21 protein-coding genes are annotated in these 21500 nt (G+C 59.4%); 9 read left to right on the top strand and 12 right to left on the bottom strand.

Annotated elements, in window-relative coordinates:
- The coding region (locus GHO03_RS03595; protein WP_153399167.1) for an FAD-dependent oxidoreductase at positions 1 to 264 on the bottom strand (264 nt) is incomplete at its 3' end.
- 107 nt (positions 265 to 371) lie between these two features.
- Between GHO03_RS03595 and GHO03_RS03590 the strand changes: the two genes are divergently transcribed.
- Positions 372 to 1280 carry a LysR family transcriptional regulator gene (locus tag GHO03_RS03590; protein ID WP_150628469.1) on the top strand — a complete coding sequence of 303 codons (909 nt, stop codon included), beginning with the start codon at positions 372 to 374 and terminating at the stop codon, positions 1278 to 1280.
- Positions 1281 to 1393: 113 nt separating this feature from the next.
- Here the strand turns inward: GHO03_RS03590 and GHO03_RS03585 are convergent, their stop codons facing one another.
- From GHO03_RS03585 to GHO03_RS03575, 4 genes are all read right to left on the bottom strand, one after another.
- Complete coding sequence (locus GHO03_RS03585) at positions 1394 to 3220, bottom strand: pyrroloquinoline quinone-dependent dehydrogenase (protein ID WP_256668385.1); 1827 nt, start codon at positions 3218 to 3220, stop codon at positions 1394 to 1396.
- Positions 3139 to 3384 (bottom strand): hypothetical protein, encoded by a 246-nt coding sequence (locus GHO03_RS25480; protein WP_256668384.1) that lies wholly within the window; start codon positions 3382 to 3384, stop codon positions 3139 to 3141. The genes GHO03_RS03585 and GHO03_RS25480 overlap by 82 nt, the downstream gene beginning before the upstream one ends.
- Positions 3381 to 3755, bottom strand: coding sequence for a hypothetical protein (locus GHO03_RS03580; RefSeq protein WP_153399165.1), 375 nt, complete (start codon positions 3753 to 3755; stop codon positions 3381 to 3383). Before GHO03_RS03580 ends, GHO03_RS25480 begins: the two co-directional genes overlap by 4 nt.
- A gap of 198 nt (positions 3756 to 3953) precedes the next feature.
- On the bottom strand, positions 3954 to 5213 hold the full coding sequence (locus tag GHO03_RS03575; RefSeq protein WP_083369739.1) for a sodium:proton antiporter: 1260 nt from the start codon (positions 5211 to 5213) through the stop codon (positions 3954 to 3956).
- Between the two features lie 199 nt (positions 5214 to 5412).
- On the opposite strand from GHO03_RS03575, the gene GHO03_RS03570 reads away from it, so the two are divergent.
- Positions 5413 to 6246, top strand: coding sequence for a DMT family transporter (locus GHO03_RS03570; RefSeq protein ID WP_130872146.1), 834 nt, complete (start codon positions 5413 to 5415; stop codon positions 6244 to 6246).
- A gap of 13 nt (positions 6247 to 6259) precedes the next feature.
- On the top strand, positions 6260 to 6646 hold the full coding sequence (locus tag GHO03_RS03565; protein WP_095019477.1) for an MAPEG family protein: 387 nt from the start codon (positions 6260 to 6262) through the stop codon (positions 6644 to 6646).
- A gap of 112 nt (positions 6647 to 6758) precedes the next feature.
- On the opposite strand, the gene GHO03_RS03560 is transcribed toward GHO03_RS03565, so the two are convergent.
- Positions 6759 to 7913 carry a murein transglycosylase A gene (locus GHO03_RS03560; protein ID WP_095025299.1) on the bottom strand — a complete coding sequence of 385 codons (1155 nt, stop codon included), beginning with the start codon at positions 7911 to 7913 and terminating at the stop codon, positions 6759 to 6761.
- A gap of 128 nt (positions 7914 to 8041) precedes the next feature.
- Here GHO03_RS03560 and GHO03_RS03555 point away from each other — a divergent pair, with 128 nt between their 5' ends.
- Complete coding sequence (locus GHO03_RS03555) at positions 8042 to 8491, top strand: cytochrome c (protein WP_095020453.1); 450 nt, start codon at positions 8042 to 8044, stop codon at positions 8489 to 8491.
- 120 nt (positions 8492 to 8611) lie between these two features.
- Here the strand turns inward: GHO03_RS03555 and GHO03_RS03550 are convergent, their stop codons facing one another.
- From GHO03_RS03550 to GHO03_RS03540, 3 genes are all read right to left on the bottom strand, one after another.
- Positions 8612 to 9007, bottom strand: a complete 396-nt coding sequence (locus GHO03_RS03550; RefSeq protein ID WP_094999888.1) for a DUF1090 domain-containing protein — start codon at positions 9005 to 9007, stop codon at positions 8612 to 8614.
- A 187-nt stretch (positions 9008 to 9194) separates the two neighbouring features.
- Complete coding sequence (gene metK / locus GHO03_RS03545; protein WP_094999889.1) at positions 9195 to 10385, bottom strand: methionine adenosyltransferase; 1191 nt, start codon at positions 10383 to 10385, stop codon at positions 9195 to 9197.
- A gap of 19 nt (positions 10386 to 10404) precedes the next feature.
- Positions 10405 to 11400 carry a metalloregulator ArsR/SmtB family transcription factor gene (locus GHO03_RS03540; protein ID WP_094999890.1) on the bottom strand — a complete coding sequence of 332 codons (996 nt, stop codon included), beginning with the start codon at positions 11398 to 11400 and terminating at the stop codon, positions 10405 to 10407.
- Positions 11401 to 11660: 260 nt separating this feature from the next.
- Between GHO03_RS03540 and tkt the strand changes: the two genes are divergently transcribed.
- The 5 genes from tkt (at position 11661) to fba (ending at position 17520) form a co-directional block, all read left to right on the top strand.
- Positions 11661 to 13658: a transketolase gene (gene tkt, locus GHO03_RS03535; protein WP_095025301.1), complete on the top strand. Its 1998-nt coding sequence runs from the start codon at positions 11661 to 11663 to the stop codon at positions 13656 to 13658.
- A gap of 126 nt (positions 13659 to 13784) precedes the next feature.
- Complete coding sequence (gene epd / locus GHO03_RS03530) at positions 13785 to 14840, top strand: erythrose-4-phosphate dehydrogenase (RefSeq protein WP_153399161.1); 1056 nt, start codon at positions 13785 to 13787, stop codon at positions 14838 to 14840.
- Positions 14841 to 14866: 26 nt separating this feature from the next.
- Positions 14867 to 16030 (top strand): phosphoglycerate kinase, encoded by a 1164-nt coding sequence (locus GHO03_RS03525; RefSeq protein WP_153399159.1) that lies wholly within the window; start codon positions 14867 to 14869, stop codon positions 16028 to 16030.
- A 32-nt stretch (positions 16031 to 16062) separates the two neighbouring features.
- The gene (locus tag GHO03_RS03520) at positions 16063 to 16281 is read left to right on the top strand and encodes a hypothetical protein (protein WP_094999894.1); all 219 of its coding nucleotides are present in this window, start codon (positions 16063 to 16065) and stop codon (positions 16279 to 16281) included.
- A gap of 174 nt (positions 16282 to 16455) precedes the next feature.
- On the top strand, positions 16456 to 17520 hold the full coding sequence (gene fba / locus GHO03_RS03515; RefSeq protein WP_004419605.1) for a class II fructose-bisphosphate aldolase: 1065 nt from the start codon (positions 16456 to 16458) through the stop codon (positions 17518 to 17520).
- A gap of 93 nt (positions 17521 to 17613) precedes the next feature.
- Here the strand turns inward: fba and GHO03_RS25065 are convergent, their stop codons facing one another.
- The 3 genes from GHO03_RS25065 to GHO03_RS03505 all read right to left on the bottom strand — a co-directional run bounded on the left by GHO03_RS25065 (position 17614) and on the right by GHO03_RS03505 (position 21450).
- A complete protein-coding gene (locus GHO03_RS25065; RefSeq protein ID WP_094999895.1) occupies positions 17614 to 17787 on the bottom strand; it encodes a hypothetical protein in 174 nt (57 codons plus the stop codon).
- Positions 17784 to 18896, bottom strand: a complete 1113-nt coding sequence (locus GHO03_RS03510) for a PepSY domain-containing protein (protein ID WP_095020452.1) — start codon at positions 18894 to 18896, stop codon at positions 17784 to 17786. Before GHO03_RS03510 ends, GHO03_RS25065 begins: the two co-directional genes overlap by 4 nt.
- Positions 18897 to 19035: 139 nt before the next feature.
- On the bottom strand, positions 19036 to 21450 hold the full coding sequence (locus GHO03_RS03505; protein ID WP_095023261.1) for a TonB-dependent receptor: 2415 nt from the start codon (positions 21448 to 21450) through the stop codon (positions 19036 to 19038).
- Positions 21451 to 21500 lie beyond the last annotated feature (50 nt).

The raw sequence follows: 21500 nt of genomic DNA, 5'->3' as shown, positions 1-21500 counted from the left end.
CCATTGGGCCGGGTCCATGCGCGGGCGCAGCTTGAGGGGCGAGTCGCCGCGCAACATCCAGCCCATCGCTTGCCACGGCACGCCGGCATCGGCCAGCGGTGCTACATAGCGGTAGGAGAGCTGGCCACCATTGGCAAAGCTGGTCTGGCTGCCCAAGGTCGGGCGGGCCTCGATCACCGTCACTTCAAAGCCGTCGCGCACCAGGGCATACGCTGTAGCCAGCCCGATTACGCCCCCGCCGATGATGCAAACTCGCTGTGCCATGTCAGTCCTCACCCTTGTTGTTCGGGCTTCAGATTAGGGGCAGGTGACAGGCGGCGAACAATGAATAAAGATGGTCATCCCATAAACAAAGGTTATGGACTACTGCCATGCGCTTACGTCATATCGAAGTGTTTCAGGCGATTCGCCAAACCGGTTCTGTCAGTGCGGCGGCGCAGTTGCTGCATGTGTCGCAGCCTGCGGTGAGCAAGGTGCTGCAACACGCTGAGCAGCGGCTGGGGTTCCCGTTGTTTCTGCGGGTACGCGGCAAATTGCAGCCCACCCCGGAAGCGCTATTGCTGGAGCGCGAAGTCGACAAGGTGACCGAGAGCCTGCAAGGGGTGCAGCGTCTGGCGCAAAGCCTGCGGCGTACGCCGGGGCATCGTTTGCGCATTGGCAGTACGCCAGCCTTGGCATTGGCACTACTGCCGCCCGTGATCAGCGAGTGGAAGCACCGATATCCGGACATCAACTGTGAGCTGGTCAGTGCTCATACACGTGAATTGATCCAGAACCTGTTGATGCGCGAACTGGACGTAGCCCTGACCTTCAAACTGCCCGATCACCCGGGCCTCAAGGCCCAGGCGTTGGCCCACGGCGTATTGGTGGCACTGGCTCCGCGGGGGTTCTGGCCTGATGCAAGTGAAGGTGTGCCACTGGCGCTGGATGATCTGGCGGATGCGCCTTTGATCGGCCTGAGCAGTGCCGATCCGTTGTTTGCACGGCTGGACAGCTACCTGCAATCGGTTGAGCCGCCGCCACGTATCAGCATTGCGGTACAAACCTATTCACTGGCGCGGGCGATGGTGGAGGCGGGGGCCGGGTTGGCGGTGATCGATCCATTTACGGCGCTGGGGGCGTCACGGGCGAGTACCGTGATCCGGCCTCTGAGCCCCGCACTACCGATTACGCTGTATGCGCTGACCCGGGCCGATGAGGCCCCGGTACATACGCTGGAAGGGTTGCTGCAACTGTTCGCAGAGCGTGCCAGCGAACAGTTGCAGCGGTTGGCGGGTTGATAACGCGATTTAACAGTGTGGGAGCGGGATTGCTCGCGATAATGGCCGCGCGATTTGTCTGAGTGACCACGGCGCTACCATCGCGAGCAAGCCCGCTCCCACAGGGTGGGGGGTTACTTCGGCAAGGCGTACACCACCACCTGATCACCTACCTGATCTTTCAAGATCGAGTTGCCCCCCGCTACAAACGCCACATACTGACGGCCCTTGTATTCATAGATCGCGGGGTTGGCCACGGCAGGGGCCATGACGATATCCGACCACAATTCCTTGCCGTCATCCAGGGAGTAGGCGCGCACCTTGGCATCCATCGAGGCACCGATAAACACCACGCCACCGGCCGTTACTGCCGGGCCACCAATGGTCGGTGAGCCCATGCTTTCAGGCATGTACCAGCCCCACTGCTGCACGGCACCCATCGGCCGACGCCATTTCACGTCACCGGTGTTCATGTTGATTGCCACGATTTCACCGAAAGGTGGTGCCCAGCACGGCATGCCTGCCCAGTTTTGCGCGTTCAGCAAACTCATGCCGTAAGGCGCGCCGATCTGTGGGTAGAAGCCGTTTTCGTTGCCGGAGTCTTTAGGCTGCTTGTCGTAGGAAGCGCGATCCCACAGCTTGATCATCTGCACGATGTGCGAGGTGTTGACGATCGCCACCTGACTCACCGGGTCAAACGCGACACCGCCCCATTGCACGCCACCGGCACTGTCCGGGTAAGCCAGGACGCCGTTGCCTTTGGTCGAAGGCGGTGAGTACATGTCGTTGTATTCCAGGCCGTCCCACATTTTGCTGCACTGGCCGAAACCGACGATATCGGCGATTTTCCAGATGGCTGGTTTTTTCGACTGATCCAGCAGCGGCGCAGGTTTGGTCGGGAACGGTTGGGTCGGTGAGTAGACTTCGCCGTCGGCGTCGCCTTTGGGCACCGGGCGCTCTTCGATCGGCCACACGTCTTCACCGGTACGGCGGTCGACGGTAAACAGGAAGCCCATTTTGGTCGCTTGTACCAATGCCGCTACAGGCTTGCCATCGACGGTGATATCCATCAGCGTTGGCGCCGAGTTGATGTCGTAGTCCCACAAGTCATGGTGAACCCACTGACGAGACCAGACGACCTTGCCGGTATTGATATCCAGCGCAGTGGTGGAGGTTCCCAGAGGAATCGGTTTGGTCCGGTTGCCGCCCCAGTAGTTGGGTGACGGTGAGGACACGGGGATGTACAGCAAGCCCAGAGCCGGGTCATAAGACATCGCGGTCCAGATGTTGGCGGTACCGGTTTTGCCAGCTTCTTCATCCGGGATCGGCTTGAATTCCCATTCCAGCTCACCGGTGCGGGCATTGAGGGCAAACAGCGAGCCCGGTGATTCAACTTCGTATTCCCAGTCTTTGCCGGCCCAGCCCACGATCAGCTTGTCGCCAATAACGGTGGGGGGTTGCAGCTGGGAAAGTGGCCACTTGGCGTTGACCTTGTTCCACTGGTTGACGTCCACCACACCATTTTTGCCGAAGCCTTCGCAGGGTTTGCCGGTATCGGCATCCACCGCGTACAGCTGTGCGGTCATATTGCCCAGGTACACGACCTTCTGGCAGGCCACGCCCGCTTGCGGGTTTTTTTCCTGCCAGTAGGCCACACCGCGTGATTTAAGCGCGGGCTGGGTTTCGGCCACCAGGGGCGATTTGGTGTCGTAGGTCCACTTCTCTTTGCCGGTCTCGGGCTCAAGGGCAATGATCCGGTAGAACGGCGTGCCGACGTAGAGTGTGTCATTGGCGAAAATGGGCGTTGCGGACCACACCGACGGCGGAATTTTGCCGGTGCCGGTGGACATGTCGCCGGTGAAGTACTGCCAGACTTTGGTCAGTTTACCGACGTTGTCCTTGTTGATCTGGGTGAGGGCGAGTACTTCTGCGAGCTGAGCTGGCCGTGGAAGCTGTCCCATTCCTTGCCGCTGGGGATCGGGATTCTGGCGTTTTCGGCAGAGATGCTCGACGGTGCCAGCAACGGTGGCGGTACGGTGTAGGTGTCCTGGGCGTAAGCGTTGGATACCCCGGCGAGCAGGCACAGCGCCGGTGCTGTCAAAATGTGCTTCTTGATCCCGTTCATATCGCGCTCCTTGCTGGCTTGGGGCCAAAGGTTACAATGACAACACCCACGGCGTAGACCAGCAGGGCAATCACTGTCCACCAACCATGCAGCAGGCTGGCGGCAAAAATGGTGCCTATCGCACCGGCCCAGCCCAGAAACAGGACGAAGTTGCGCAAGCCTCCTGCCCCGGTCTTGAGCAGCAGTACGCCCAGGACAAACAGCACCAGTTCGGCAAACATAGTGGTCATTGCCCCGCCGGAACCCGTCACACCGGACAATGGCATAAAGAACCGCCCTGCCGTAATGGCCAGGGCAGCCAGAGCCGCGATGATCATGATATGGGCACCCAGTTGGCGCCTGGGCGGTGCGTAGGCTGCAGAAGTACTCATCCCTTTCTCCTTAGCGATTCATGCCCGAGGGCATCACGGAAAGTGAGTGTAGCCAAGGCGGAGGAAATCGCCGGGAGGATGCAAGCGGCAGCAATCTTTGTGGGAGCGGGCTTGCTCGCGATACAGGCGGCTCGGTCTCTTTGACAGACCGAGTAGATGCCATCGCGGGCAAGCCCGCTCCCACAGGAAATGTGAGTGTCAGTGCGCCTGCTCAGCCTCCACCGGCGCATCCTTGGTCACATGCTTGACCAGTTTGCCGATGGTCAGGCCCTGGAACAGGATCGAGGACAGCACCACGATATAAGTGATACTCAGGATCAGGTCGCGCTCCGGGCCCAGCGGCAAGGCCAGGGCCAGCGCCACCGAAACACCACCGCGCAAGCCGCCCCAGGTGAGGATACGGATAGTGCCGCGCGGCACGGTGCGCCAGCGGCGCAGCAAGACAATGGCCGGGGCCACAGTCAGCAGGCGCGACAGCAAAATGGCCACGGCCAAACCACTGGCAGCCAGCAGATGCAGCCACGAGAACGGCAGCAGCAAGAGTTCCATGCCGATCAGCGCAAACAGCAGCGCATTGAGCATGTCATCCAGCAGCTCCCAAAAACCGTCCATGTAGCGACGGGTCATCTCGTTCATGGCCTTGTTGCGGCCCAGGTTGCCGATGATCAAACCGGCGACCACCATCGCAATCGGCGCCGATACATGCAGCTCACTGGCCATGGCCGAGCCGCCAATCACCAGGGCCAGGGTCAGCATCACTTCGATCTGGTATTGCTCGATGCTCTTGATCATGCGGTACACCAGGTAACCGATCAGGCCGCCGAACACCACGCCGCCAATGGCTTCGTGGGCGAACAGCATGGCCGTGGCGCTCAGGCTAGGTGTTTCGCCCAGTTGCACGATGCCCAACAGCACGGTGAACACCACAACGGCGGTGCCGTCATTGAACAGCGACTCACCGACGATGGTGGTTTTCAGTGGCTTGGAGGCATTGGCCGTACGCAGCACGCCGAGCACGGCAATCGGATCGGTGGGGGAGATCAGTGCACCAAACAGCAGGCAGTACAGGAAGCTGATATGCCAGCCGAAGAGGCCGAAAATCCAGTACGCGAGGCTGCCGATCACCGTAGTGGCGATCAATACGCCGACCGTGGCCAGCAAACCAATGGGCCAGCGATAGCTGCGCACGTCGTTGAAATTCACATGCAGGGCGCCGGCAAACAGCAGGAACGACAGCATCCAGTTCATCAGCAGGTCGCCGAAGTCGATCTGGCCGATCAGCTCTTGCACGCGCTCTTCCAGCCCGGGGTAACCGAGAAAGCTCAAGCCTTGCAACAGCAGGGAAAACATCAGGGCGGTGACCATCACGCCAATCGTCGGCGGCAGGCCGATAAAGCGGAAGTTCACATAAGTCAGTAGTGAGGTCAGGCAGATAAACGCAGCAACAAGCTCAAGCATCCGGGATCCTGTGGTGGCGAGAGTGAATGGAAATCCGATGGGTTCGGGTCATGTTTGGATGCAAAAACGGGCGTCAGGGGCACATCCCGGGGGTGTGGCAAACGGACGCGAAGTGCGAGGTCATTGACCACAATGCTGCACTGAGGTTGCATGGTGGCGCTTGCGGCAGTCGCAGGTTGATAACAATAAGGAGTCTGCGGTGCTGGCAACGGTGTTGGTGTTGGTCGCGGCGGTATTGCACGCGATCTGGAACACCCTGATCAAGTTCAGCGGTGAGCGCTTGCTGGTGATCGCCTGCATGGACACGGTGGCGCTGGTGGTGGTGGCGGTGCTGGTGGGGTTTGCGCAATGGCCACCGGCGGATATCTGGCCGTGGATCCTGGCGTCGGTATTTTTCGAGCTGGTGTACCGGGTGCTGCTGATCCGCGCGTATCGGGTGGGGGATCTGGGTCTGGTGTACCCGCTGATGCGCGGGCTGTCGCCATTGGTGGTGCTGGCGCTGACCCTGACCTTTGCCGGAGAAGTGCTGACCGGGCAGCAGATTATCGGTATTTTGCTGATCCCGTGCGGCATGGCCTGCCTGTTGTGGCAGGGCGGTGGCGGTGATCGCCTGCCCTGGTCGATGCTGCCGGTCGTGGCGCTGATCGGCCTGTGCATTGGTTGCTATACCTTCCTGGATGGCCAGGCTATCCGCCGCTGGTCGCACCCGCTGGATTACCTGGTGTGGGTCACGCTGCTCAGCGCCTGGCCGTTTCCGTTGCTGGCGGTTACCCGCAAGCGTGCCGCGTTTGCGCTGTTCTGGCGTACACAATGGCGATTGGGCGTGGCGGTGGGGGTTTGCGTGCTGGCCAGCTATGCGCTGGTGCTGTGGGCCATGCAACTGGGCTCGATTGCCGAGGCGGCGGCGCTGCGTGAAGTCAGTGTGATTCTGGTGGTGCTGTTCGGTATGCGTTACCTCAAAGAACCTTTCGGCGGACCGAGGCTCTTAGCCTGTGGGCTGGTGCTGATCGGCATGCTCGTGATGAAACTCTAAAAAGGAAATTCCAATGACGGTTGCTTTCTGGTGTGTGCTGATTGCCTTCTGTTTGACCTATGTGTGTACCGCCTTTGCCAAGTTCAGTGACGGCAAGTTCGGGCCCAGGCAAAACCATGATCCGCGTACGTTTCTTGACGGCCTGCAAGGGTTTGCCAAGCGTGCCCACAGTGCCCAGCTCAACAGCTTTGAAGTGACCCCGGCTTTTGCCGCGGCGGTGATCATTGCCGATATCGTCGGCAACGCCCAGCCGGTGACCATTGACGTGCTGGCGGTGCTGTTTATTACCAGTCGCATGCTCTACATCATCTGCTACCTGGCTGACTGGGCGATGCTGCGTTCCATCGTGTGGTTTATCGGCATGGGGCTGGTGGTCAGCTTCTTTTTTGTGTCGATGTAACGCAATCACCACACTGCCTGTGGGAGCGGGCTTGCTCGCGATGTCGGCGATGCGGTTTACCTGATGCGCCGCAGTGATGCCATCGCGAGCAGGCTCGCTCCCACAAGGGCAGTTACAACGGCAACGCCGCCCCTTTAGGCCACAGCAGCCAGATATTACCCTTCTGTTTCATGTCGCCTGCAATTTGCCCTGCCTCGGGGCCCGTACCGACAAAGAAGTCGGCCCGCACTTCGCCGGCAATGGCGCCGCCGGTGTCCTGGGCGGCAACCGGGCGCACGATGGGCTGGCCGTCGGCCTGGGTGGTCGATAACCACAACAGGCTGCCCAGCGGGATTACCTTGCGGTCCACGGCCACGCTGTAACCCGCCGTCAGCGGCACGTTCAGCGAGCCGCGCGGGCCTTCGTTGCTGTCGGCGTTCTGGGTGAAAAATACATAGCTCGGGTTGCTGGCAAGCATCTCGTGGACACGCTGCGGGTTGGCCATGGCCCAGGCGTGAATGGTGCCCATGGTCACGTCTTCTTTTTTCAGCTCGCCTTGCTCGACCAGCCAGCGGCCAATCGGTTTGTACGGGTGGCCGTTCTGGTCGGCATAGCCAATGCGCAGCTGACGGCCATTGTCCAGCTGGACCCGGCCAGAGCCCTGGATCTGCAGGAATTGCAGATCCATCGGATCGGTCAGCCACGCCAGTACCGGAGCATTCAGGCCGTTGCTGTTGATGGTTTCGGCTGTGTCATAAGGCTTCAGTACACGGCCTTCGAGGCGACCGCGCAGGCGTTTGCCTTTGAGCTCGGGGTAAATGCTGTCCAGGTTGACCACGATCAGATCAGACGGTACGCCGTAGATCGGCACATTGGCCGCCTGGGTGGGCTTGAGGCTGCCCGGGTAAACGGGTTCGTAGTAACCGGTGATCAGGCCGTCGCTGCTGCCTTCGGCCGAACGCAAGCTGTAAACGTCGAGGTGGGTTTGCAGGAAATTGCTGATTTCAGCCACGCTGGGGCTGGCAGGCAGGGCCGCAGCGTCGCTGCATACCGTCCCCCAGTTGGCGTCGGCCTTGAGACGGGTGCAGGCGCTGCGCCATGAAGCGAAGCCGCTTTGCAGGTCATTGCCTGTCACTTCAGGCAGCGCACTCCAGTCGGCTTTGCTGTAGGTCGTGTGAGGTTCAGGTTTTGCGGCATTTTTGTCCGCGTCCTTGTCGGTGCCGTTGCACCCGGCCAGGAGCAAGACAACGGGCAGCGCCCAGGCCAGTGGTTTGAAAAATATGTTCATTGACGCTGTTCCTTAACGGCTGCCGAGGACTGATGGCCTTCAAGGCAACCCGTATATTTAATAAGGGTATTGGTCTTTACGGGTGACACGAGGATACTGGCGGCCGATTTCCGTGACCTGAAGCCACCATGATTCTTAAACGATTGACTGTTGTAGTGCTGGCCTGCCTGACGCTGACGGCGTGTGGCGGGGTTGATCCCGATTCGCCGCTGGGCCAGCGTAAAGCGATTTTCAAGCAAATGCTAAAGACCAGTGAAGATCTGGGCGGCATGTTGCGGGGTCGAATTCCGTTCGATGGTCCGCGCTTTACCGAAGGCGCTATCAAGTTGGATGCGTTGGCTTACGAGCCGTGGAAGCATTTCCCTCAAGTAAAGGAGAGCGATCAAACCAGCGCTACTGATGACGTCTGGCAAAAGCAGGCACGTTTTCAGGAGTTGGCGCGGCAGTTGGAGGCTGCTACGGGTGAGCTGGTTATCGCCAGCCAGGTGCAACCCTACAAGGCCAGTAACCTGATGCCTGCGGTGCAGAAGGTCGAAGACACCTGCAGTGCGTGCCACAAGGCATTCAGGAATCACTGAGTAAAGTTGAGCCGGTACCCACCTGCTGTGGGAGCGGGCTTGCTCGCGATGCAGGCGACGCGATCTGTCAGGCAGACCGCAGCGATCCCATCGCGAGCAAGCCCGCTCCTACAGGGCGTATTACTTGTCCAGCTGATCCAGCGCTTCCTGCAACTCTTTGCGCGATTCGGCCAGCTTGTTTTTGCGCTTGTCGATTTTTTCCGGGTCGCCTTTCTTCATGGCCTTGTCCAGATCTGCCTGGCGCTTGCTGACTTCGTGTTTGGCTTCCAGCACCTTGTTTTCGCGTTCCTTGCGCAGGCCCGCGTCGGTGCAATGGGCTTCAACTTCGCTCAGGGCTTTTTCCAGGCCTGCTACCTGGTTGCTGTTGCCGTGGGCGCGCGCTTGCTCAAGTTGCAGGGTGATGGCCTGCTTCTTGGCAGCACAGCCGGTCAGTTCAGGCGCTGTGTCGGCGGCCATCAGCGGGGCAGCCAACAGGCCGCAGACAGTAAACAGGGCGAGCGGTGAAAGTAATTTCATAAATAGCTCCATGACCAAAGATGACAATTAAATAAGGTCGAAAGAACGCTGCACAAGCGTCGTTCGGCGGTTCGAAACCGTGGATGTTAGCAGCATCCGTACGCAAGCAATCCGTTGCGCGATGCCCGCCAGCAGCAAAAAGCCCCGAACAGTCGCCTGTCCGGGGCTTTTGGTGCAGCAGGCTTACTTACAAACCAGCGGCAGTACGCAGTTCTTCAGCGCGGTCGGTACGCTCCCACGTGAACGTGGTGAAGGTATCGTCGCCAACCGTTTTGGTCTGCGGGATACGGCCGAAGTGACCGTATGCTGCAGTTTCCTGGTACATCGGGTGCAGCAGATCAAGCATCTTGGTGATGGCGTATGGACGCAAGTCGAACACCTCACGCACCAGCTTGATGATCTTGTCGTCGGAAATTTTGCCAGTGCCGAAAGTATTCAACGAAATCGAAGTCGGTTGAGCGACGCCGATTGCGTAGGAAACCTGGATCTCGCAACGCTCAGCCAGGCCGGCAGCCACGATGTTCTTGGCCACGTAACGACCGGCGTAGGCCGCCGAACGGTCAACCTTGGATGGATCTTTACCCGAGAACGCGCCGCCGCCGTGACGGGCCATGCCGCCGTAGGTGTCAACGATGATCTTGCGACCGGTCAGGCCGCAGTCGCCAACCGGGCCACCGATGATGAACTGGCCAGTAGGGTTGATGTGGAACTGGGTGTCTTTGTGCAACAGATCAGCAGGCAGCACGTGCTTGACGATCAGCTCCATGACGCCTTCGCGCAGGTCTTTGTTCGACACTTCCGGGTTGTGCTGGGTCGACAGCACGATGGCGTCGATGGCCACAACCTTTCCGCCTTCGTAACGGCAAGTGACCTGGGACTTGGCGTCCGGGCGCAGCCACGGCAGCAGGCCGGATTTGCGGGCTTCTGCCTGGCGCTGTACCAACTGGTGAGAGAAGGTGATCGGTGCCGGCATCAGCACGTCGGTTTCGTTGCTGGCGTAGCCGAACATCAGGCCCTGGTCGCCGGCGCCCTGATCTTCAGGCTTGGCGCGGTCTACACCCTGGTTGATGTCAGGAGACTGCTTGCCGATGATGTTCATCACGCCGCAGGTAGCACCGTCGAAGCCGACGTCGGAGCTGGTGTAACCGATGTCGGTGATCACGTCACGAACGATCTGCTCCAGGTCAACCCAGGCCGAAGTGGTGACTTCGCCGGCGATGATTGCTACGCCGGTTTTCACCAGAGTCTCGCACGCCACACGGGCGAACTTGTCTTCAGCAATGATGGCGTCCAGCACCGCGTCAGAAATCTGGTCGGCGATTTTGTCCGGATGCCCTTCAGACACGGACTCGGAGGTGAAAAGGGAGTATTCGCTCATCTCGACGGTTTCCTAATATTTACCGATGGTGAGTGTCGCCAGCTGGCCGCTGAAAGTGGCGGACCTGAAGCTGGAAACCATTACGTAAGCCTACATAGAGGCTTTCCCCGGGAACGAGTCCCGCAGCGGTGGCCCAACGGGCCAGATCATCTTGTTCAAAACCCAGCCATAAATCACCGCAAGCCTCGCGGGCCCACGCCTGATTATGGCTGCACAACTCTGTTACCAGCAGGCTACCGCCCGGTTGCAGCAAGGTCGCCAGTTGCCTGAGTGCTTCGGCCGGTGCAGCGAAATGGTGCAAGACCATGTTCACGACCACGCAATCGACCTGGATCGGTGCTTCATGCAGCGCGTCGGCCAGGATCAGGCTGACGTTGTTCAGTGACTCGCGTTCACACAACTGGCGGGCCAGCTCCAGCATCACCGGGCTGTTGTCCAGCGCCGTGACCTGATGGAAACGACGAGCCAGGTCGGGCAAGAAGCTGCCATCGCCGGGGCCGACTTCCAGGGCTGTGGCCCCCGGGCCGAAGCTCAGTTTGTCGAGCAGGGTTAAAACACTGTCACGGTATTGCGGCAAGCCGGCGATCAAATCCTGTTGAGCGCGAAATTTCTCGGCTATGCGTGAGAAAAAGTCCTGACTGGCGGCTGCACGTTGGCCGTGTACGGCGCTGATGCGCGCCTGTACATCGGCGGGCAAGGCCAGGTTATCGACCTCTTCCAGCAGTGCTGCATGCAATTTGCCGCCCAGTTGTTCGGTATGGGGCAGGGCGCGGCGATAAAAAATCGCGTTGCCTTCGCGCCGGGTTGCAACCAGCCGTGCCTGGGACAGCACCTTGAGGTGGTGGCTCATGCCGGACTGCCCGGTGGCGAAAATCTGTGTCAGTTCCAGCACACCAAACGAATCATTGGCCAACGCGCGCAGCACATTGAGTCGCAGCGGGTCGCCTCCAGCCTTGCACAGGGCGGAGAGCTCGTCGCAATCGTCATGGCGGATTGAAGGCACGCGTAAGTTCATGGGGCCGCAGTCTAGTTACCCGCTCAAGCCCCCGCAAGTTCAATATCAAAACTTTTTGATATTGGTCGATAAATGGCACGTTTGTCGGGTTGAATGTGCTTATTAACGAAATGAAATGTCCGATCCTTAACAGATTGCCTGCCTGAACAAAGGAAAAACGTTTCAGCTGACTATCTGTCATTGCCCCGAGGGGGTGGGTGAGGGAAAATGCTCGCCTTTTTTCCGTTTCGATTTAACTTCCAATACCCAGGAGAACAGCGATGCCCAGCCGTCGTGAGCGTGCCAACGCCATTCGTGCACTCAGCATGGATGCCGTGCAAAAAGCCAACAGCGGTCATCCAGGTGCCCCTATGGGTATGGCGGATATCGCCGAAGTACTGTGGCGCGATTATCTGAAGCACAACCCGAGCAATCCTTCGTTCGCTGACCGTGACCGCTTCGTGCTGTCCAACGGCCACGGTTCGATGCTGATCTACTCGTTGTTGCACCTGACCGGCTATGACCTGTCGATCGACGACCTGAAAAACTTCCGCCAGCTGCACAGCCGCACCCCGGGCCACCCGGAGCTGGGCTACACGCCGGGCGTTGAAACCACCACTGGCCCGTTGGGTCAGGGCCTGGCCAACGCTGTGGGCTTTGCCCTGGCCGAAAAAGTCATGGGCGCGCAGTTCAACCGTCCTGGCCATAACGTTGTCGATCACCACACCTACGTGTTCCTGGGTGATGGCTGCATGATGGAAGGCATTTCCCACGAAGTTGGCTCGCTGGCCGGCACCCTGGGCCTGAGCAAACTGATCGCTTTCTACGATGACAACGGCATCTCCATCGATGGCGAAGTTGAAGGCTGGTTTACCGACGATACGCCAAAGCGTTTCGAAGCCTACAACTGGCAAGTGATCCGTAACGTTGACGGTCACGACCCGGAAGAAATCAAGACCGCGATCGAAACCGCACGCAAAAGCGACCAGCCAACGCTGATCTGCTGCAAGACCACCATCGGTTTCGGTTCGCCGAACAAGCAGGGCAAAGAAGACTGCCACGGTGCTCCACTGGGCAACGATGAAATCGCCCTGACCCGCAAGGCCCTGAACTGGAACCACGGTCCATTTGAAATCCCGGCTGATATCTACGCCGAATGGGATGCCAAGGAAGTCGGTGCTGCGGTTGAGTCCGAGTGGGACAAGCGCTTCGCTGCCTACGCTGCCGAGTTCCCTGAGCTGGCCGCCGAGCTGTCCCGTCGCCTGAGCGGCAAGCTGCCAGCTGACTTCGATGCCAAGGCCAACGCCTACATCGCTGAAGTCGCGGCCAAAGGCGAAACCATCGCCAGCCGTAAAGCCAGCCAGAACGCGCTGAATGCCTTCGGCCCGTTGCTGCCTGAGCTACTGGGCGGCTCCGCTGACCTGGCCGGCTCCAACCTGACCCTGTGGAAAGGTTGCAAAGGTGTTTCGGCTGAAGACGCCAGCGGCAACTACGTGTACTACGGTGTACGTGAGTTCGGCATGAGCGCCATCATGAACGGCGTTGCCCTGCACGGCGGCCTGGTGCCTTACGGTGCAACCTTCCTGATGTTCATGGAATACGCCCGCAACGCCATCCGCATGTCGGCCCTGATGAAACAGCGCGTGATCTATGTGTTCACCCACGACTCCATCGGTCTGGGCGAAGACGGCCCGACTCACCAGCCGATCGAACAGCTGACCAGCCTGCGTACTACGCCGAACCTGGACACCTGGCGCCCGGCCGATGCGGTGGAATCCGCAGCTGCCTGGAAATACGCCCTGGAGCGCAACGACGGCCCGTCCGCGTTGATCTTCTCGCGTCAGAACCTCAACCACCAGAACCGTGATGCCGGCCAGATTGCCGATATCAACCGTGGTGGCTACGTGCTCAAGGACTGCGCAGGCGAGCCTGAGCTGATCCTGATCTCGGCCGGTTCCGAAGTGGGCCTGGCTGTTCAGGCCTGGGAAAAACTGACCGAGCAGGGCCGCAAGGTTCGTGTGGTGTCGATGCCATGCACCAGCGTGTACGAAGCTCAAGATGCGGGCTACAAGCAGTCGGTTCTGCCGCTGCAGGTGAGCGCCCGTATCGCGATCGAAGCCTCCCACGCTGACTACTGGTACAAGTACGTGGGCCTGGAAGGCCGCGTGATCGGCATGACCACCTACGGCGAGTCGGCGCCTGCGCCTGCCTTGTTCGAGGAGTTCGGCTTCACCCTGGAAAACATCCTGGGTCAGGCTGACGAGCTGCTGGAAGACTAAGTAACAAAGTGGCTGCCTTATTCGCGAGCAGGCTCGCTCCCACATGGGCTATGTAGATCCCTGTGGGAGCGAGCCTGCTCGCGAAATAGTAGTGGTGAAGGATTCACCTTGGTAATCGAGAACCCCATGCCTCAACCGCGTCCCTACAAAGTTGCACTCAACGGCTACGGCCGGATTGGTCGTTGTGTCTTGCGTGCGTTGTTCGAGCGAGGGGCTTCTGCCGGGTTTGAAATTGTTGCACTCAATGATTTGGCCGATATGGCCAGTCTCGAATATTTGACGCGCTTCGACTCCACCCATGGCCGGTTTCCCGGCGAGATACGGATCGAAGGCGACTGCCTGCATATCAATGGCGACTGCGTGAAAGTGTTCCGCAGTGCCACCCCCGAAGGGATCGACTGGGCCGCGCTGGGCATTGACCTGGTGCTGGAATGTTCCGGTGTCTACAACACCCGTGCCGACGGCCAGCGCTTTCTGGATGCCGGGGCTCCCGCCGTACTTTTTTCGCAACCGATGGCCAGCGACGCCGATGTCGACGCCACCATTGTCTACGGCGTCAATCAGCACAGCCTGACGGGCGAAGAGCGCCTGGTGTCCAACGCTTCCTGCACCACCAATTGCGGCGTACCGCTGTTGCGTCTGCTGGATCAGGCGCTTGGCCTGGAGTACGTGTCGATCACCACGATTCACTCGGCGATGAACGATCAGCCGGTCATCGATGCCTACCATCATGAAGACCTGCGACGTACTCGCTCGGCCTTTCAGTCGGTGATTCCGGTATCGACCGGCCTGGCCAAAGGCATTGAGCGCCTGTTGCCGGAACTTGCCGGCCGAATTCAGGCCAAAGCAGTACGGGTGCCGACCTTGAACGTGTCGTGCCTGGACATCACCCTGACCACGGCCCGGGATACCGATGCCGCAGAAGTGAACCGCCTGCTGCGCGAGGCTGCCACCAGCGGCCCGCTCAAAGGCTTGCTGGCCTACACCGAGCTGCCGCACGCCAGCTGTGATTTCAATCATGACCCTCATTCGGCCATTGTCGATGCCAGCCAAACCCGCGTTTCCGGCCCCCGGCTGGTGAACCTGCTGGCCTGGTTCGATAACGAATGGGGTTTTGCCAATCGAATGATCGATGTGGCAGAGCATTACTTGCACGTTACCCACCCAAAATCCGTTCTCTAACATTAGAAACTCAGGAATTGCGACCCATGACCGTGTTGAAGATGACCGACCTCGATCTGCAAGGTAAACGCGTACTGATCCGCGAAGACCTCAACGTCCCAGTCAAGGACGGTGTAGTCACCAGCGATGCGCGTATCCTCGCTTCGCTGCCGACCATCAAGCTGGCGTTGGAAAAAGGCGCGGCGGTTATGGTCTGCTCGCACCTGGGACGTCCGACTGAAGGTGAGTTTTCGGCTGAAAACAGCCTCAAGCCTGTAGCCGAATACCTGAGCAAGGCCCTGGGCCGTGAAGTGCCACTGGTCAGCGATTACCTCAATGGTGTCGACGTCAAAGCCGGCGACATCGTGCTGTTCGAGAACGTGCGCTTCAACAAGGACGAAAAGAAAAACGCCGACGAACTGGCCAAGCAATACGCCGCCCTGTGCGACGTGTTTGTGATGGACGCTTTCGGCACCGCTCACCGCGCCGAAGGCTCGACCCACGGCGTGGCCAAGTTTGCCAAGGTTGCAGCCGCAGGCCCTTTGCTGGCTGCTGAACTGGAAGCACTGGGCAAGGCCCTGGGCGCCCCGGCCAAGCCAATGGCGGCCATTGTTGCCGGCTCCAAGGTGTCGACCAAGCTTGAAGTGCTCAACAGCCTGAGCCAGATCTGCGATCTGCTGATCGTGGGTGGCGGTATCGCCAACACTTTCCTGGCCGCTGCCGGTCACCCGGTGGGCAAGTCGCTGTACGAGCCCGATCTGCTGGAAACCGCTCGCGCCATCGCTGCCAAGGTCAACGTGCCCCTGCCTACCGACGTAGTCGTGGCCAAAGAGTTCGCTGAAAGTGCCGCTGCCACCGTCAAGCTGATTGCCGACGTGGCTGCTGACGACATGATCCTGGATATCGGCCCGCAAACTGCTGCGCATTTCGCCGAGCTGCTCAAGTCTTCGAAGACTATCCTGTGGAACGGTCCGGTTGGCGTGTTCGAGTTCGACCAGTTCGGCAACGGCACCAAGGTTCTGGCCCGGGCCATTGCCGACAGCGCAGCGTTCTCGATTGCGGGTGGCGGCGACACTCTGGCGGCGATCGACAAATACGGCATTGCTGATCAAATCTCCTACATCTCCACCGGCGGTGGTGCATTCCTGGAGTTCGTCGAAGGCAAGGTACTGCCTGCCGTTGAAATCCTGGAAAGCCGCGCCAAAGCCTGAAGGTGTTTCAGGCCCTGAAAGGAAGCATGGACATGGTCAAGTTGTTACCGCTGTTGATGATCGCGGGCTTTTTGGCCGGTTGCGCCGGCTCGAGCGAGTCGGTGCCCGAGGCTGCAACCCCTGAAGAGAGTGGTTGTTACCAGGCTGACTGGCAGGCGCAAAGCGTGCCGCTGGTCAATAAACGCTCAGGGCCCGAGGCGCTGGAAAAATACGAGTCGCCCAAGCCTTCACAAGAGCGCGGGTGCCCATGATTTGAAATGCGGCCCACCCAATGGGCCGCATAGCTATAGCTGAAGCTGTAACGTTTCAGCTAAATCGCATTGGCCATATCGGGGCAAACCCCCGATCTGCAATAACTTGAATAGCAGCCGCCGCTACGGCAGGCTTGCACGATTAACGACCCTTGTCCGGGAGAGACACACACAATGGCACTTATCAGCATGCGCCAGATGTTGGACCACGCCGCCGAATTCGGCTACGGCGTTCCAGCCTTCAACGTAAACAACCTTGAGCAGATGCGCGCCATTATGGAAGCCGCTGACAAGACCGACTCCCCGGTGATCGTTCAGGCCTCGGCCGGTGCGCGCAAGTACGCGGGTGCTCCTTTCCTGCGTCACCTGATCCTGGCTGCAATCGAAGAATTTCCGCATATCCCGGTGTGCATGCACCAGGACCACGGCACCAGCCCTGACGTGTGCCAGCGCTCGATCCAGCTGGGCTTCAGCTCGGTGATGATGGACGGCTCGCTGGGTGAAGACGGCAAGACCCCGACCGACTACGACTACAACGTTCGCGTGACTCAGCAAACCGTTGCCCTGGCGCACGCTTGCGGCGTATCGGTTGAAGGCGAGCTGGGCTGCCTGGGTTCGCTGGAAACCGGTATGGCTGGCGAAGAAGACGGCATCGGTGCAGAAGGCGTTCTGGATCACAGCCAGATGCTGACCGACCCGGAAGAAGCGGCTGACTTCGTCAAGCGCACCCAGGTAGATGCCCTGGCAATTGCCATCGGTACTTCCCACGGCGCTTACAAGTTCACCAAGCCACCGACTGGCGACGTACTGGCAATCGACCGTATCAAAGAGATCCACAAGCGCATTCCGAACACTCACCTGGTGATGCACGGTTCGTCCTCTGTTCCACAAGAGTGGCTGGCGATCATCAACGAGTTCGGCGGCGACATCAAAGAAACCTACGGTGTGCCGGTAGAAGAAATCGTTGAAGGCATCAAGCACGGCGTGCGCAAGGTCAACATCGACACCGACCTGCGTCTGGCATCGACTGGCGCGATGCGTCGCCTGATGGCAACCAACCCGAGCGAGTTTGACCCGCGCAAGTTCTTCGGCGCCACTGTAACGGCCATGCGTGACGTGTGTATTGCCCGTTACGAAGCCTTCGGTACTGCCGGTAATGCTTCGAAGATCAAGCCGATCTCCCTCGAAGCCATGTACCAGCGTTACCTCAAAGGTGAGCTGAACGCCAAGGTCAACTAAGACCGGCGCGTACTAAAAAGCCCGCAGCGATGCGGGCTTTTTTGTGGGTGTCAGTTGCAGCCCTCTCCCTCCGGGAGAGGGCTAGGGTGAGGGTCACTTGAGCAACCCGCGCACACTGATCCACACAGGAATACCCAAGCCAATCCAGCTCAATACATCCCACGCCTCGTCACCCAATAGCGCACTGAACAAGCCCATCACGCTGACCAGGCCAATCGCCAGCGGGATGGAAAACACTTTCCAGAAGTTCGACTGACGGGGCCTCATCGTGCGCTCTCCCTGGCCGCTCGGCGGCGCACCCACCACAGGTAGAGTCCGCTGCCGAGCACCACAATGGTCAGCACGTCGAGAGCCGCCCAGAGAATTTTCATCGGCATGCCGCCGTAATCGCCGAAGTGCAGCGGTTGCGACATGCCCATAGCGTCCATGTACCACGGGCGCCCGGCCACTGCGGTGACCTCCAGGGTACTGGCATCGATCAATACCGGGGTCAGCAGGTGAGAAGTCAGGTGCGTGCTGCCTTTCATAAAGACCGCGTAATGGTGCTCGCTGGAGAACCGTGTACCGGGGAAGGCGATAAAGTCCGGGCGCATGCCGGGCGCGGCTTTGGCTGCGATCTCCAGCAACTGGCTGGCCGGGGCAAGACGGGTCAGTGGCGGAGCATCGCGGTAGGGTTCGATCATGGCGCTGAGGCTGTCATTGCGCCATGCGGCAATGATCAGGTCAGCACAGGCACTGATAACGCCGGTCACCCCTACCACCAGGGCCCAGGTCAGGGTCACGGCGCCAATCAGGTTGTGCAGGTCGAGCCAGCGCAGGCGTTTGGATTTGTCGGTGCGCACGGTAGCGAATTCATGGCGGCGCATAAAAGGCAGGTACAGCACTGTGCCGGAGATGATGGCCAATACAAACAGCAGGCCCATAAAGGCCAGTAGCAGCTTGCCGGGCAGCCCGGCGAACATGTCCACATGCAGGCGCAGCATGACCATCATGAGTCCGCCATTGGCTGACGGCACCTCTATGGCTTCGCCCGTGCGCGCATCGAGCATAAAGGTGTGGGAGGAATTGGGTTCGGTGCCGGCGGTGGGTGCCATGATGGTCAGGACGGCATTGGGTTCGTCTTCGTCCCAGCCGAAATACTGCATGACCTCGCCCGGGCGATGAGCTTCGGCGGCGCGCACCAGTTGTTGCAGGTCGAGGGTTGGGGTATCGGCAGGCAGGGTTTTGACCTGCGGCGCATCGCCTAGCAGATGGTCGATTTCATGATGAAAAATCAACGGCAGGCCGGTCAGTGCCAGCATCAGCAAGAACGCAGTGCAAATCAGGCTGGTCCAGGTGTGGATAAAGGACCAGCGGCGGATGGTTTTGCTTTTCATGAAAATCCTGAATGCGTAAACCCCCTGTGGGAGCGGGCTTGCTCGCGATGGCATCAACTCGTTTTTGCAGTTGCACCGAGTTGTCTGCATCGCGGGCAAGCCCGCTCCCACAGGGGGAGTATTTTTCAATACAAGCGGGTTAGAACTCCAGCTGCGCCGAGAACTGCACGGTGCGCGGATCGCCCAGATAGTGGCTGTTGAGCCAGTAATCCTTGTTGGCCAGGTTGCTGACGTTCATGCGCAGGGTCAGGTCGTTTTCCGACACTTTCATGCGGTAGCGCGCACCGGCATCAAAGGTGGTGAACGATGGCAATTCGTAGTCGTTGCTCACGTCGGTGTACTGTCTGCCGGTGTAGAACGCCCCGCCGGTCAGGGCCAAACCAGGCAAGGCATTTATGTCGTACTCGGCGTAAACCTTGGCCAGTTGCTTGGCAACGTCGACCGGGGCATTGCCGTCGTTGGCCTTGTTGTCGGCGTCTTTGACCTTTGGATCAAGCAGGGTGAAACCGCCCACTACGGTCAGCTCCGGTGTGACTTTTCCGGTCACGCTGAATTCCAGGCCGTTGTTAACCTGTTTGCCACTCTCGGTGTAAATCAATCCTTCGCTGAGAAAGCCGTTAGGTTTTTCAATGTTGAACAGGGCCAGGGTCAGCAGCGCGTCGCCTACAGTGGCTTTGGCGCCGATTTCATATTGCTTGCTGACTTGCGGCGCGAAGATTTGCCCGGCGTTGACTGCGTTGTACGGCGCTGTTCCGCCTGCTTGCAGGCCTTCGATGTAAGTGGCATAGGTGGTCAGCCAAGGTACGGGCTTGTAGATAAGCGAAACGCTGGGCGAGGTTTTACTCTCGTCGTAGCGGGTTTTCTTAGCCGGGTTGGAGTAGATGAAGTCATTGGCGTAAGACTTGATCTGGGTGCGGGTCACACCGAGGATGCTCGACCATTGATCGTTGAAGGTGATGACATCGCCGATCAGGAAATTATTGGACTGGGAGGTACTTGCCAAGCGCTGGTTGCCATTGCCAATCGAGTAGCTGGGTTTGCCGACCTGTTCGCTGCTGCCAAACGGCAATGCGCCGCCGCCTACGTCGACGTATTGCGGCGGAGAGCTGGGTACATGGTCTTCGTACTGACGGATGCGCGAGTCATTACCCTGATAACCCATGGTCATCTTGTGGCCAATTGAACCGGTCGCGAACGCGGCATCTAGAAACAGGTAGGCCGAGTTTTCTACGTGCTCAATGGGAGCAAAGGCGTACAGCGGTTGGGTGTAGACCCCCGGGCTATACACGGTTGGACCGGTGTAGGTGTTTTCTTCGGTGAACTTCTGGGTAGCAAAGGCACCGCGCAGGGTGAAGGTGTCGTTCAGGCGCCACTTGGCCCGCACGCCACCCTTGTCGGTTTCGTTATCCGAAAATGACCACTTCTGGCTGTACAGCTTGTCGTTGTCGAGCTGCGAGGCGCGTGGCCGCAGGGCCTGATCTCCGAAGTACCAGTAGCTGGTCAACCCGCGGATTTCGGTTTTCTTGTGCGATGCATCGAACTGGATTTGCAGGTCGTCGCTGACATTCCAGTCCACGGCCAGGCTGATCAGCTCGCGACGGCGTTTCTGCATGTCGATGGCAGTTTCGCCATCCTGGGTGAGCAGGTTCAGGCGATAGGCAAATTTGCCTTCGTCGTCGATCTTGCCGCCAAAGTCGCCATGCAGGTAATAGTTTTCGCCACCCGCATTGCCCAAAGTAACGCTGCGATAGTTCTCGTAAGTTGGCCGCTTCAGAACATAGTTGGCCAGGCCTCCGGGCGTAGCGGGGCCATACAGAAAGCCGGTGAGACCGGTGATGACTTCCAGTTGCTCGGTTTCTTCCAGAAAGTTGCCCGCATCGGCCAGGGTGCTGAAACGCAACCCGTCATTCGCGATATTCAGGTTGCCCGCGCCGCTGAAACCGCGAATGTTGACTGCGCTGGCATATCCCGCGCCGGTCGGCGAGAACATCTGGGTGAACGGGTTGCGCTTGAACACGTCATCCAGTGAGGTGGCCTGGATGTTTTTGAGCAATGCCTGAGAGGTAACGCTCATGGAGTAGGGCGTGTCTTGCAGTTTCATCCCGCCCAGTGCACCGACATTATTCAAATTTTCGCTGACGTAACCCGCCGCTTCCGAGCCCTCGGCAACAGCAGCGCCGTTGATATTGACGTCGCCCAGAGTCAGGGCGCCTTCAACGACAGGCATCAGGGTGAAAGCACCGTTACCACTGCTTTGCAGCTGCAAACCGCTCCCCTGCAACGCCTCACGCAACGCAGTCGTGGCTTCAAATGTGCCGTTGACCGGCGCCGAGGTTTTGCCTGCCAGCAAGGACGAGTCGATGGCCAGGGTGATGCCAGCCTGGCTGGCGATCTGGTTCAGGGTGGCCGCCAATGGGCCGGCGGGCAGGTTGTAGCTGCGCGCAGAGGATGCCTGTTCGGCGGCAATCAGCGTGGTGCTGGCCAGCGGAGCGCCAAGGGCAATGGCAACAGCCAACAGGCTGGGGCGCAAAAACGTGTCGAGGGTGCGGGACATTCGGCGGGTTCCTGAATGGAAATGTTTCTCAATGCCTATCTGCCGCACGA

Origin of the sequence: Pseudomonas sp. FSL R10-1339 (genome assembly GCF_009600545.1) — a bacterium.
GTDB classification, from domain to species: Bacteria; Pseudomonadota; Gammaproteobacteria; order Pseudomonadales; family Pseudomonadaceae; genus Aquipseudomonas; species Aquipseudomonas bubulae.
This window is presented reverse-complemented; position numbering and strand designations above follow the sequence as displayed.